The sequence below is a fragment of the Marinibacterium sp. SX1 genome (assembly GCF_050389775.1).
In the GTDB taxonomy this organism is placed as follows: Bacteria; Pseudomonadota; Alphaproteobacteria; order Rhodobacterales; family Rhodobacteraceae; genus Marinibacterium.
Map to the genome: position 1 here is coordinate 3,590,899 of NZ_CP177144.1, position 12,494 is coordinate 3,603,392.

A 12,494-nucleotide genomic window follows, 5' to 3' on the forward strand; every position below is an offset into this window, starting at 1 on the left:
CGGGGATCAGATCTCGTCGATGGCCTCAAGGCTCTCGGGCAGGATCTGGCCGCCGTCGACGACGATCTGCTGGCCGGTGATGTAACCGGCCTCGTCCGAGGCGAAGAACAGCGCGGCATTGCCGATGTCCTCGACCGCGCCCAGCCGTTTGAGCGGGATCGATGCGGCCATCGTGTCGAGATAGTCCTGGCCCAGGTCCTGCAGGCCCTCGGTATAGATGTTGCCCGGCATGACGGCATTGATCGTCGTGCCATAGCGGGCCAGTTCCATCGCCGCGGTCTTGAGAAAGCCGAGCTGGCCGGATTTCGACGCGCCGTAATGGGCCCAGCCGGGATAGCCCGTGACCGGCCCGGTGATCGACGAGGTCAGCACCACCCGGCCCCGGCCGGCAGCCTCGAAGGCCGGGATGCAGGCCTTGACGCAGAGAAAGGTGCTCTTGAGATTGGTGTTCATCACGCCGTCCCAATCCTCGGGCGACATGTCGACCAGCTTGACCTGCGGGAAGATCCCGGCATTGGCGCAGAGGATGTCGACCCCGCCAAAGGCCGCGCGGGTGGCGGCGACCATGGCCTGCACGCTGTCCCAATCGGCCACGTCGGTCTGGTGAAAGGCCGCGGTGCCACCGGCCTCTTCGATGGCGGCCACGGCTGCGGCCCCGGCCTCGGCCCCGCGGGCGGCGATCATGACCCGCGCGCCCTGGGCCGCAAAGACCCGGGCGATGCCCAGGCCGATGCCCTTTGACCCGCCGGTGACGATGGTGGATTTGCCCGCGATGGATGTCAGCATGCCGGTTCCTTCCTGGTCGCTTTCCCTGGTGATTGTGGCTGCTTTTGCGGCAGCGCCCGGCCACTGAACCCGGGGCATGGCCGGCGGGGCAAGGCTCGGGCTTGTCGCGGGCGGCCGGGGATCTTAGCGAGGATGGGGAACGCCGAAAGATGAGGCAGGCAGGCAGATGACCGGACTATACGACGAGGCTTTCGTGGAACGGCTGCGCCAGGGCGCGCTGGGGCTGGCCGGGCAATGGGGGCTGGGCCCCGGCACCGATGTGCAGCTGCTGACCCTGTCGGAAAACGCCACCTTCCTGGCCCGCGATCCGGCCCGCCCGGCGCCCGTCATCCTGCGCGTGCACCGGCCCGATTACCACACCCGGGCCGAGATCGAGAGCGAGCTGGCCTGGATCGGGGCGCTGCGGGCCGAGGGGACGGTTGACACGCCCGAGGTGCTGGAGCTGGCCGGAGGCGGCCAGATCGCGGCGTTTCAGGACGGGGCGCAGACCCGGCACGTGGTGGGGTTTGCCTTCATGGAGGGGGCCGAGCCGGATGCCGATGCGCGGCTGGTGCCCGGGTTCGAGATGCTGGGCGCGATTTCGGCGCGGCTGCATGGCCAGGCCCGGCGCTGGCACCCGCCGGCGGGGTTCACGCGCAAGACCTGGAACTGGGACACGGCCTTTGGCCCGGCACCGCTCTGGGGCGACTGGCGGGCCGCGCTGGGGTTGGACCCTGCAGGCCAGGCGGTGCTGGACCGGCTCTCCGCCACCTTGCGGAGCCGGCTCGCGGCCTACGGGGCCGGGCCGGACCGCTTCGGGCTGGTCCATGCGGATCTGCGGCTGGCCAACCTGCTGGTCTCAGGCGACCGGCTGGGGGTGATCGATTTCGACGATTGCGGGTTTTCCTGGTTCGCCTACGATTTTGCCGCCGCGATTTCCTTCCTGGAAACCGAGGATTACATCCCCGACCTGCAGGCGGCCTGGCTGCGGGGCTATCGCAGCGTGGCGCCTTTCGGGGCCGAGCACGAGGCCATGCTGCCGACCTTCATCCTGTTCCGCCGGCTGCTGCTGACCGCCTGGATCGCCAGCCATGCGGAAACCGAAACCGCGGCCTGGGCCGGGCTGGATGCCTTTACCCAGGGCACGGTGGCGCTGGCCCGGGCCTACCTGGCGGAACAGCCGGCATGACCGGGGGCAAGCGCCAGATCCTCGACATGAACGCCTTTGATCCGGGCGCGGCGGCACAATCGCCGCCCGTCGCCCGGCGGTTGGGCAACTTGGGCGCGGCCTCGGTCCTGTTCTACCGCGAGCCGATCGAGATGGTCGCGGCCGAAGGGGCCTGGATGCAGGCCCGCGATGGCCGGCGTTACCTGGATTTCTACAACAACGTGCCGTCGGTCGGCCATTCGCATCCTGCCGTCGTTGCGGCCGTGACCGACCAGATCGCCCGGCTGAACACCAACACGCGCTACGTCGTGGGCGTGGTCGACGATTACCTCGACGCGCTCAAGGCCCGCCTGCCCGAGACCCTGGCCAATGTGGTGATGACCTGTTCGGGCTCCGAGGCCAACGACCTGGCGATCCGGGTGGCCCGGGCGGTGACCGGCGCGCGGGGCGTGATCGTGACCGAGACGGCCTATCACGGCAACACCGACCTGGTGACCGCGGTGTCGCCCTCGGCGCTGAAACGCGGCGATGTGCCCGATTGGGTGGCCCTGGTGCCTGCGCCCGATATGGGCCCCGGTTATGGCTCCGGTTCCGACACCGGCCCGGCGGACAGGTTCGGCGCCGAGGTGGCCCGGGCGGCGGCCGACCTGGCGGCCCGGGGCCACGGGGTTGCCGCCTTTCTGGCCGACAGCATCTTTTCCTCCGACGGGGTCTATGCCGACCCGCCGGGCCTGCTGGCCCCGGCCGTGGCCGCCGCCCGCGCGGCCGGCGGGTTGTTCATCGCCGACGAGGTCCAGCCCGGCTTTGGCCGCACCGGCGCGTCCTTCTGGGGATTTGAGCGCCACGGGGTCACGCCCGACATCGTGACGATGGGCAAGCCCATGGGCAACGGCTTTCCGATGGCGGCCATGGCCGCGCGGCCCGACCACCTGGCCGCCTTCTGCCGCGACACGGGCTATTTCAACACCTTCGGAGGCAATCCTGTGGCCGCCGCCGCCGGCCATGCCGTGTTGCGGGTGATCTCGGCCGAAGGGTTGCAGGACAACGCCCTGCGCGCGGGTGACCGGCTGAAGGCCGGGCTGGCCCGGCTGGCCGAGGCGCATGAGGTCATCGGCGACAGGCGCGGCGTGGGGCTGTTCCTGGGCGTCGACATCCGCGGCCCTGCGGGGCCGGACGCCGGGGCGACCACGCGCATCATCAACGGGTTGCGCGACGAAGGCGTGCTGATCGGGGCGGCGGGCAAATGGGGGGCCACGCTCAAGATCCGCCCGCCGCTCTGCCTGACGGCGGACGAGGTCGACCTGTTCCTCGATGCCCTGGGCCGGGTTCTGGCCAAGGGCGTCTGAAGGGCAATCCGCGCGCCCGGGCCGGCGCCGTCGCGGGACGGATCAGCCCTCTGCCGTCTCCAGGCGCCCGGCGACCTCGGCCAGCGCATGCCAGAGCGAGCCGGCATAAGACCGCATGCCCATCACGGTCAGCCGGTCCGGCCCGCGGCGGATCACGAAGACCGTCATGTGGTGCAGCAGCGTGCGCGTCGCGCCGCCCGGGGCCAGCGCCCCGGCCGGAAGGTTGACCAGCCGCTCGCGCATCTGCTCGATCGCCGCCGCCGGCCCGTCGATGTCCAGGATCACCCAGCCATCGGTCTGGTCGGTCACGATGGCCCCAGGCACCTCCCCCAGCAGCGCGCCGGCGAAATCGTCATCGCCCCGGCCCGTGCCTTCGATCATCCATTGACCCGGCGCCATCCAGAAATTGCCGACGCCTTCGCCGGCCACCGCCCGGCCCGGCGCGGCCAGCCCCATGCCGAAGGGTTCGGGCGGCGTTCCCGCACAGGCCAGCGAGGCCAGCCCGATATCCATCCGCTCGCTCAGCGTCACCGGGCCAAGGCGCTGCACCCGGGGGGCCGTGCCGCCAAAGGCATTTGTTGCAACCAGGTCAGTCACGCAGGCGCCCTCCCTCGGGGTCGACGAAATGCGGGGCCACGACCGTCAGCCGCGCCTCGCTGCCTTCGAGCGGGTTGGCCGCGACGATGGTCTCGCCCATGCGCCCGGCCCCGTCCCGAAGGAACCCCAGGCCGATATGGCTGTCGAGATGGGGCGAGAAACAGGCCGAGGTGACCCAGCCTTCGTCGGTCTGCGTCGCGCGTTCCGCGCCCTCGGCAAAGAGATGTGCGCCGGGCACGACCCGGTCGTTCGGATCGACAGGCCTCAGCCCGACCAGCAGGCGGCTGTCGGCCTCCATCGCCAGGCGGCGCGACATGACCGCGCCGATGCTGTCCTTCTTGACCGACACCATCCGTCCCAGCCCCAGCATCGCTGCCGTGGTCTGGCCGTTCAACTCGGCCCCGGCGGCATGGCCCTTTTCGACACGCAGCACGCCAAGCGCCTCGGTGCCATAGGGCGTGACGCCCAGGTCGCGGCCCAGCTCCATCAGCCGGGCCATCACCGCCGCGCCATAGCGGGCGGGCACGGCCAGCTCATAGGCCAGTTCGCCGGAAAACGAGATCCGGAAGAGCCGGGCGCGCAGGCCGCCGGCCACGGTCACCGGCGCGCAGGCCATGAAGGGGAAAGCCGCGTTCGCCAGGTCCGCACCGTCGACGATCCGCTCCAGCAACTCCCGCGATTTCGGCCCGGCCACGGCGATTTGCGCCCAGGCATCCGTGGTCGACAGGATCTGCACGTCCATCCCGGCAAACAGGCCCTGCCGGGCAAATTCCATGTTGCGATAGACCGCCCCGGCATTGGCCGTGGTGGTGGTGACGACGTAATGATCCTCGGCCAGCCGGGCGCAGGTACCGTCGTCGAACAGCATGCCATCCTCGCGCAGCATCAGCCCATAGCGCACGCGGCCGACCTTGAGGCTGGCCATGGCGTTGGAATAGATCCGGTCGAGGAAAGCCCCGGCGTCGCGCCCCTGGACGTCGATCTTGCCCAGCGTGGTGACATCGCACAGGCCCACGTCGCGGCGCACGGCCAGGGCCTCGCGGTCGACGCTTTGGCGCCAATGGGTCTCGCCGTCCTGCGGGAAGTACTGGGCGCGCATCCACTGGCCGACCTCGACAAAGACCGCGCCCTGCGTCTCGGCCCAATGGTGGGTCGGCGGCAGGCGTGTGGGCCGGAACCGCGCGCCGGTGTCACCGCCGCCCAGCACGCCCATCGACACCGGGCTGAAGGGCGGGCGATAGGTGGTCGTGCCGGTCTCGGGGATCGTCCGGCCGGTCAGCTCGGCCATGACGGCCAGCGCGGTGACATTGGCCGTCTTGCCCTGATCGGTGGCCATGCCAAGCGTCGTCCAACGCTTGAGATGCTCGACCGAGACCATGTTTTCCTGGTGCGCCAGGCGGATGTCCTTGACGGTCACGTCGTTCTGCTGGTCGACCCAGGCCCGCCCCTTGCCCGGCACATGCCAGAGCGGAGCGATGGCCTGCGGCAGGTCCTCGGCCACCGGAAGATCCACCTTGGGCGTCGCGAACCCGAGCGCAGCGAGGGCCTCCGCCGCCACCTTGTGCCCGTCCGCCAGTGCGGCGGCGCAGCCGCCGCGCCCGGCCGCCGCGCCAGCGGCGGCAAGGCCCGCAGGGCCGCCCTGCCCCGGCACGAAGGCCTGGATCGCGTCATCCCAGACCGGCCGGGCCCGGTGATGCCCGCTCAGGTGCAGCGTCGGGTTCCACCCGCCGGCCACCCCCAGCGCCGTGCATTCCAGCCAGGTGCCCACCCCGTCGGCCCCCGTCACCTCGATCGCCCGCAGCGCCCGCCGGCCCAGCGTGCCCGTCACCTGCGCCCCCGCGATTACCGCATAATCGCCGAACCGCGGCGCCTCGGCCCGCGCGTCAATCACCGCAAACACCGGCACGCCCTTGGCCACCAGGTCGACCGCCGTGCGGTGGCCGTCATCGCCATTGGTAAAGATCGCCACCCGCCCCTCGGGCGCCACGGCCCAGCGGTTGAGATAGGCGCGCATCGCCCCGGCCATCATGATCCCCGGCCGGTCATTGTCGCGAAAGGCGATCGGCCGCTCGATGGCGCCGGCCGCCAGAACCGCCCGTTTCGCCGTGATCCGCCACAGGGTCTGCCGCACGGGACCCGGCGCGGCCAGGTGATCCGACACCCGCTCCACCGCGCCGAAAACCCCGTGATCATAGGCCCCGAAGACGGTCGTGCGCGTCAGGATGCGCACGTTGTCCATCGCGCGCAGCTCGGCCTCGGCCGCCGCGACCCAGCTGGCCGCCGGCTGTCCGTCCAGCGGCTGGCTCTCGGCCAGAAGCCGCCCGCCCAGCCGGAAATCCTCGTCGGCCAGCACCACCTGCGCCCCCGCCCGCCCGGCGGTCAGCGCGGCAGCCAGCCCGGCCGCCCCGCCGCCGATGACCAGCAGGTCAGCATGCAGAAAGCCCCGGTCATAGCCGTCAGGATCGGGGTCCATCGACAGCTTGCCCAGCCCCGCCGCCCGGCGGATCACCGGCTCATAGAGCTTTTCCCAGAAGGCCTTGGGCCACATGAAGGTCTTGTAATAGAAGCCCGCCGTCAGGAATGGCGCCAGCAGGTCGTTGACGGCCAGCGCATCCCAGGCCAGCGAGGGCCAGCGGTTCTGGCTGGTGGCCTCCAGCCCGTCAAAGAGCTCGGCCACCGTGGCCCGGGTGTTGGGCTCGCGCCGGGCGCCGCCGCGCAGTTCGACCAGCGCATTGGGTTCCTCGGACCCGGCGGTCAGCACCCCGCGTGGGCGGTGATACTTGAAGCTGCGGCCCATCAGCTGCACGCCGTTCGCCAGCAGGGCCGAGGCCAGCGTATCGCCCTGGAACCCCTGGTACGCCCGGCCGTCAAAGCGGAACGACAGCTCTTGCCCCCGGTCGATCAGCCCGCCGTCGATGCGCTTCATGACGCGGCTCCCTTCACCAGGTCGGCGCCGAGGATCTCGTGCGTGACGGTATCGCGGGTGACCACCAGCCAGGAGCGGTCGCCATGTTCGTGGTACCACAGCTCGCGGTGCACGCCCGCCGGGTTGTCGCGCAGGTAGACGTAATCGTGAAAGGCCTCCGCCGCGCCCGGGGCCATGCCGTCGGGGCGGTCCAGCAGCCGGGCATCGCCGAGATAGGTGAATTCCTGCGCGTCGCGCGGGCCAAGGATGGGATGCGGGATCAGCATGGACAGGTCTCGGAAAGGGTCGGCATGGTTGTAAAGGGCTGGCCTCGGCCGCGGGTGGGGGCCATGCCCCCACCGTTTCGCCGAAGGCGAACCTTCGGTTCGACAGGGGCGGCCGGGGGCAGCCCGGCGTGCCGCCGGGCGCGGATCCTGATCGAGGCGCCGCATCTCATTGCCTGCCCAGGCAGGCGCGGCCCTCCGTTCTGAATTCGGACGTCCTTCATCGCGGGGCCTCAGTGCAGGTTGGGCTGGGCGCCAACGCCCTTTTCGTCGATGACATGGCCGGTTTCGAACCGGTCCAGCCGCATCGCCTCGGCCGTGGGATGCGGCGTGTCCTTGGCCAGCAGGTGGGCGAAGCAATAACCAGAGGCCGGCGTGGCCTTGAAGCCGCCGTAACACCAGCCGGCATTCAGGTAGAGCCCGTCCACGGGCGTCTTGTCGATGATCGGCGTGCCATCCATCGACATGTCCATGATCCCGCCCCAGGACCGCAGCAGCCGGGCCCGGCCGATCATGGGCATCAGGGCCATGCCGCCTTCGGCCACGTCCTCGACCACCGGCAGGTTGCCCCGCTGGGCATAGGAATTGTAGCTGTCGATGTCGCCGCCGAAGACCAGCCCGCCCTTGTCGGACTGGCTGACATAGAAATGCCCCGCGCCAAAGGTGATCACCCCGTCGATGCAGGGCTTCAGCCCCTCGGTGACAAAGGCCTGCAGGGCAAAGCTTTCGATCGGCAGGCGCATGCCCGCCTTGGCCATAACCCGGCCCGTCGATCCGGCCACGGCCACGCCAACCTTGCCCGCCTTGATAGGGCCCCGCGTGGTTTCGACCCCGTGGCAGACACCGTTTTCTATGAGAAAACCGGTGACCTCGCAGTTCTGGATAATGTCGACACCCTTGCGATCCGCTCCACGGGCATAGCCCCAGGCCACCCCGTCGTGGCGCGCCGTGCCGCCCCGGCGCTGCAGCAGCCCGCCCTTGATCGGGAAGCGCGCATTGTCGAAGTTGAGGAAGGGGTACATCTCGCGCACCTGCCCCTGGTCGAGCAGTTCCGCATCCGCCCCCGACAGGATCATGGCGTTGCCCCGCCGGCGGTAGGCATCGCGCTGCCCATCCGAATGATAGAGGTTCAGCACCCCGCGCTGGGACACCATGGCGTTGAGGTTGAAATCCTGTTCCAGCCCTTCCCACAGCTTCATCGAGAATTCATAGAACGGCTGGTTGCCCGGCAGCAGGTAGTTCGAGCGGATGATCGTCGTGTTCCGCCCGATATTGCCCGAGCCCAGCCAGCCCTTTTCCAGCACCGCCACCCGGGCCTGGCCAAAGACATTGGCCAGGTAATAGGCCGTCGACAGCCCGTGACCCCCGCCGCCGACGATGATGATGTCGTATTCGGGCTGCGGGTCGGGGTCGCGCCACAGGGGCCGCCAGCCGCGATGGCCGCGCAGGGCCTCGGCCAGGATGCGGAAACCGGAATAGGTCATGTGATCAGATGTCGAGCGTGTGCTCGCGCTCCCAGGCTGAGAAATGCGAGACGAAGCTGTCCCACTCCTGGTGCTTCATCTTGATGTAGGAGGCGGCGAATTCTGGTCCCAAAGCGTCCTTGAATGTCGCATCCGCGTCGAAGGCCCGGATGGCATCCAGCAGGTTCAGCGGCAGCTTGGGGGCGTCCTTGACCGTGTGGCCCTCGGCATACATGTCGATGTCGTGGCGCGGGCCCGGATCGGCGTTGGTCTTCAGGCCCGAGAGGCCCGCGGCGATGATGGCGGCCTGCAGCAGGTAGGGGTTGGCCGCGCCATCGGGCAGGCGCAGTTCGAAACGGCCGGGGCCGGGCACGCGGACCATGTGGGTGCGGTTGTTGCCGGTCCAGGTGACCGTGTTGGGCGCCCAGCTGGCCCCCGAGGTCGTGCGCGGCGCGTTGATGCGCTTGTAGCTGTTGACCGTCGGGTTGGTGATGGCGGCCATGGCGGTGGCATGTGTCATGATGCCCCCCAGGAACGCGCGGCCCTGTTCCGACAGGCCCAGCTCCATGGTGTCGTCGGCAAAGGCGTTGGTCGCCTCGTCCGGCGTCCAGACCGAGACATGGGCATGGCAGCCGTTGCCCGTCAGCCCGGCGATGGGCTTGGGCATGAAGGTGGCGCGCAGCCCGTGCTTTTCGGCGACGGACTTGACCATGAACTTGAAGAAGGAATGGCGGTCGGCGGTGACCAGGGCGTCGTCGAATTCCCAGTTCATCTCGAACTGGCCGTTGGCGTCCTCGTGGTCGTTCTGGTAGGGGCCCCAGCCGAGGTCGAGCATGTAATCGCAGATCTCGGCGATCACGTCATAGCGGCGCATGACGGCCTGCTGGTCGTAGCAGGGCTTTTCGGCGGTGTCGGCCTCGTCCGAGATGGCCGTGCCCTCGGGGGTGAGCAGGAAGAACTCGGCCTCGACCCCGGTCTTGACGCGCAGACCCTCGGCGGCGGCCTCGGCGACCAGCTTGCGCAAGACGTTGCGCGGGGCCTGGGCGACTTCGGCGCCTTCCATGACACAATTGGCGGCGACCCAGGCGACCTCGGGCTTCCAGGGCAGCTGGATGACGGTCGAGGGGTCCGGCACGGCAAGCATGTCGGGATGGGCGGGGGTCATGTCGAGCCAGGTGGCAAAGCCGGCAAAGCCCGCGCCCTCTTCGGTCATGTCGGCGATGGCCTGGGCGGGGACGAGTTTCGCCCGCTGGCCGCCGAAGAGATCCGTGAAGGAGATCATGAAATACTTCACGCCCTTGTCCCGGGCGAAGGCGGCGAGGTCGGTCATTGTTTCTTCCTCTTTTTATTCATTGATCTTTCCGATCTCAGTTTGTGTTCCTCCCCAAGCATCCTGCCGAACCAACTAAAGTCCCCGGCCTTAGAGAATTGGCGACCGTAGATATCTGAATAGGTCAACTCATAGCTTACATCGGAAAGAGACTTTCTAAATTTCCACTTGTAGTCTTCGAATTCACGCCAACTTTTGAATCGATCATCTTTTAATTCTAGCACCATCACGGACTCCCCTGCTGGCAGGGAACGACCCTGAATTTTTCCGATGTAGTCATTCCAAGCCACGCCGTCAGGAAGAGCTGGGACGAATTTCCAAATGTCATCTTGATCCATGAGTTTTGAGGCCGATCGAACCTGCAACTCGCCGACTTTAGAGGGTCCCAGCCCCCTGTTTTCCAAGCAAATGTATAAATAGTTTTCGTAATCACCGCATCCAAGACTAACATCCGGCTGCACGCTCAACTGATTGTGCCGCCACTGAAGCAGGTTAGCTCTGCAAGCGACGTATAAGCTGGCAACTGCAACTACGATTGCACACAACGCTATTACAGACTGCGCCAAATCAGTGTTTACTGTCAGCCAGGCAATCAAACTCAGAATCCCTTGCCGGGGATCCAGCTTGTTCCCGCCAGCGGCACCTGCGCCATGGCCGCGGCCTCGATGGTCAGCGCGCAGAGGTCCTCCGGCTCAAGGTTGTGCACGTGGCTCTTGCCGCAGGCCCGCGCCAGCGTCTGGCATTCCAGCGTCAGCACGTTGAGGTAGTTCCTCAGCCGTCGCCCCGCCTCGACCGGATCCAGCCGGGCCATCAGCTCGGGATCCTGCGTGGTGATGCCGGCCGGGTCCTGCCCTTCGTGCCAGTCGTCATAGGCGCCCGTGGTGGACCCCAATGCCTGGTACTCGGCTTCCCATTTCGGATCGTTGTCCCCCAGCGCGATCAACGCCGCCGTGCCGATGCTCACCGCATCCGCACCAAGCGCCAGCGCCTTGGCCACGTCGGCCCCGGTGCGGATCCCGCCCGAGACCACAAGCTGCACTTTCCGGTGCATTCCGAGGTCCTGCAGCGCCTGCACCGCCGGCCGGATGCAGGCCAGCGTCGGCGTGCCCACGTGTTCGATGAACACATCCTGCGTCGCTGCCGTGCCGCCCTGCATGCCGTCCAGCACGATCACATCCGCGCCCGCCTTCACCGACAGCGCCACGTCGTAATAGGGCCGCGCGCCACCGACCTTGATGTAGATCGGCTTTTCCCACTTGGTGATTTCGCGCAGCTCGAGGATCTTGATTTCCAGGTCATCGGGCCCTGTCCAGTCCGGGTGCCGGCAGGCCGAGCGCTGGTCGATGCCCTGCGGCAGGTCGCGCATGCCGGCCACCCGTTCGGTGATCTTCTGCCCCAGCAGCATGCCCCCGCCGCCGGGCTTGGCGCCCTGCCCCACGACCACCTCGATCGCATCGGCCCGGCGCAGGTCGTCCGGGTTCATGCCGTAGCGGCTCGGCAGGTATTGATAGACCAGCTTCTCGGAATGGCCGCGCTCTTCCTCGGTCATGCCGCCGTCGCCGGTGGTGGTCGAGGTCCCGGCCATCGTGGCACCGCGTCCCAGCGCCTCCTTGGCCGGACCGCTCAGAGAGCCGAAGGACATGCCCGCGATGGTGATCGGGATCTTCAGCTCGATCGGCTTCTTGGCAAATCGCGTGCCCAGCGTCACGCCGGTTTCGCATTTCTCGCGATAGCCTTCCAAAGGATACCGCGACATCGAGGCGCCCAGGAACAGCAGATCGTCGAAATGCGGCACCCGCCGCTTGGCGCCGCCGCCTCGGATGTCATAGATGCCCGTCGCCGCCGCACGGCGGATCTCGGAATTGACCTCGTTGGAAAAGGTCCACGACTGGCGCGGGAGGGTCCGGGGGGTCTTGTCCATGGCCTCAGTAATCTCCGGCGTGGTCGATGTTGAAATTGTAAAGCTTGCGGGCCGAGCCGTAGCGTTTGAACTCTTGCGGCTTCGCATCGGCGCCGGCCTTGGCCAGCAGGTCGGCCAGCAGGTCGATGTGCTCCGGCCGCATCTCCTTCTCGACGCAATCGGCGCCCAGCGACTTGACCGATCCGCGCACGAACAGCCGCGCTTCATACAGGCTGTCGCCCAGGGCATCCCCGGCATCGCCCAGCACGACCAGGTTGCCCTTCTGCGCCATGAAGGCCGACATGTGGCCGATGTTCCCGTGCACCACGATGTCGATCCCCTTCATGGAAATCCCGCAGCGCGAAGACGCATTGCCCTTGATCACCAGCAGCCCGCCATGGGCCGTGGCCCCGGCATATTGCGAAGCATCGCCCTCGATGATCACCGTGCCTGACATCATGTTCTCGGCCACGCCGGGCCCGACCGAGCCCTCGACGTGGATCGTCGCCTGCTTGTTCATCCCGGCGCAGTAATAGCCGGTCGAGCCCTTCACGGTCACATGGATCGGCGCATCCAGCCCGACGGCGATGGCATGGGCACCGCGGGTGTTGACCACCTCGAAGGCCATGTTCGACCCGGCCGCCGATTGCAGCGTCTCGTTGATCTCGCGCAGCTCGGTGGCGCTCATGTCCAGGGTCGTGACCCCGCTCTCGGACGGCATCAGCGCAGTCTCCAT

The 12,494-nt window shown here is 68.0% G+C and carries 11 protein-coding genes; 2 read left to right on the plus strand and 9 right to left on the minus strand.

Annotated elements, in window-relative coordinates; genetic code table 11:
- Positions 1-6 precede the first annotated feature (6 nt).
- Positions 7-786, minus strand: a complete 780-nt coding sequence (fabG, locus tag ACK3BB_RS16220; protein WP_428925676.1) for a 3-oxoacyl-ACP reductase FabG — start codon at positions 784-786, stop codon at positions 7-9.
- Between the two features lie 166 nt (positions 787-952).
- Here fabG and ACK3BB_RS16225 point away from each other — a divergent pair, with 166 nt between their 5' ends.
- Positions 953-1,954 carry a phosphotransferase enzyme family protein gene (locus ACK3BB_RS16225; RefSeq protein WP_428925677.1) on the plus strand — a complete coding sequence of 334 codons (1,002 nt, stop codon included), beginning with the start codon at positions 953-955 and terminating at the stop codon, positions 1,952-1,954.
- On the plus strand, positions 1,951-3,279 hold the full coding sequence (locus ACK3BB_RS16230) for an aspartate aminotransferase family protein (RefSeq protein ID WP_428925678.1): 1,329 nt from the start codon (positions 1,951-1,953) through the stop codon (positions 3,277-3,279). Before ACK3BB_RS16225 ends, ACK3BB_RS16230 begins: the two co-directional genes overlap by 4 nt.
- A 42-nt stretch (positions 3,280-3,321) precedes the next feature.
- Here the strand turns inward: ACK3BB_RS16230 and ACK3BB_RS16235 are convergent, their stop codons facing one another.
- From ACK3BB_RS16235 to ACK3BB_RS16270, 8 genes are all read right to left on the minus strand, one after another.
- A complete protein-coding gene (locus tag ACK3BB_RS16235; RefSeq protein ID WP_428925679.1) occupies positions 3,322-3,876 on the minus strand; it encodes a sarcosine oxidase subunit gamma in 555 nt (184 codons plus the stop codon).
- On the minus strand, positions 3,869-6,802 hold the full coding sequence (locus ACK3BB_RS16240) for a sarcosine oxidase subunit alpha family protein (protein WP_428925680.1): 2,934 nt from the start codon (positions 6,800-6,802) through the stop codon (positions 3,869-3,871). The genes ACK3BB_RS16235 and ACK3BB_RS16240 overlap by 8 nt, the downstream gene beginning before the upstream one ends.
- Complete coding sequence (locus tag ACK3BB_RS16245; RefSeq protein WP_428925681.1) at positions 6,799-7,068, minus strand: sarcosine oxidase subunit delta; 270 nt, start codon at positions 7,066-7,068, stop codon at positions 6,799-6,801. The genes ACK3BB_RS16240 and ACK3BB_RS16245 overlap by 4 nt, the downstream gene beginning before the upstream one ends.
- Before the next feature lie 230 nt (positions 7,069-7,298).
- Positions 7,299-8,549: a sarcosine oxidase subunit beta family protein gene (locus ACK3BB_RS16250; RefSeq protein ID WP_428925682.1), complete on the minus strand. Its 1,251-nt coding sequence runs from the start codon at positions 8,547-8,549 to the stop codon at positions 7,299-7,301.
- A 4-nt stretch (positions 8,550-8,553) separates the two neighbouring features.
- Positions 8,554-9,858, minus strand: a complete 1,305-nt coding sequence (glnT, locus tag ACK3BB_RS16255) for a type III glutamate--ammonia ligase (protein ID WP_428925683.1) — start codon at positions 9,856-9,858, stop codon at positions 8,554-8,556.
- Positions 9,855-10,454: a hypothetical protein gene (locus ACK3BB_RS16260; protein ID WP_428925684.1), complete on the minus strand. Its 600-nt coding sequence runs from the start codon at positions 10,452-10,454 to the stop codon at positions 9,855-9,857. The genes glnT and ACK3BB_RS16260 overlap by 4 nt, the downstream gene beginning before the upstream one ends.
- A gap of 2 nt (positions 10,455-10,456) precedes the next feature.
- On the minus strand, positions 10,457-11,779 hold the full coding sequence (locus ACK3BB_RS16265; protein ID WP_428925685.1) for an FMN-binding glutamate synthase family protein: 1,323 nt from the start codon (positions 11,777-11,779) through the stop codon (positions 10,457-10,459).
- Between the two features lie 4 nt (positions 11,780-11,783).
- Positions 11,784-12,494 carry a protein GlxC gene (locus ACK3BB_RS16270; protein WP_428925686.1) on the minus strand — a complete coding sequence of 237 codons (711 nt, stop codon included), beginning with the start codon at positions 12,492-12,494 and terminating at the stop codon, positions 11,784-11,786.

What these genes read in the sequence shown, in the direction of transcription:
- ACK3BB_RS16245 (WP_428925681.1), bottom strand. Translation starts at nt 7,068, where the DNA reads ATGCTGATCCCGCATCCCATCCTTGGCCCGCGCGACGCGCAGGAATTC.
- ACK3BB_RS16270 (WP_428925686.1), bottom strand. Translation starts at nt 12,494, where the DNA reads ATGGAGACTGCGCTGATGCCGTCCGAGAGCGGGGTCACGACCCTGGAC.
- ACK3BB_RS16225 (WP_428925677.1), top strand. Translation starts at nt 953, where the DNA reads ATGACCGGACTATACGACGAGGCTTTCGTGGAACGGCTGCGCCAGGGC.
- ACK3BB_RS16250 (WP_428925682.1), bottom strand. Translation starts at nt 8,549, where the DNA reads ATGACCTATTCCGGTTTCCGCATCCTGGCCGAGGCCCTGCGCGGCCAT.
- ACK3BB_RS16265 (WP_428925685.1), bottom strand. Translation starts at nt 11,779, where the DNA reads ATGGACAAGACCCCCCGGACCCTCCCGCGCCAGTCGTGGACCTTTTCC.
- ACK3BB_RS16230 (WP_428925678.1), top strand. Translation starts at nt 1,951, where the DNA reads ATGACCGGGGGCAAGCGCCAGATCCTCGACATGAACGCCTTTGATCCG.
- fabG (WP_428925676.1), bottom strand. Translation starts at nt 786, where the DNA reads ATGCTGACATCCATCGCGGGCAAATCCACCATCGTCACCGGCGGGTCA.
- glnT (WP_428925683.1), bottom strand. Translation starts at nt 9,858, where the DNA reads ATGACCGACCTCGCCGCCTTCGCCCGGGACAAGGGCGTGAAGTATTTC.
- ACK3BB_RS16240 (WP_428925680.1), bottom strand. Translation starts at nt 6,802, where the DNA reads ATGAAGCGCATCGACGGCGGGCTGATCGACCGGGGGCAAGAGCTGTCG.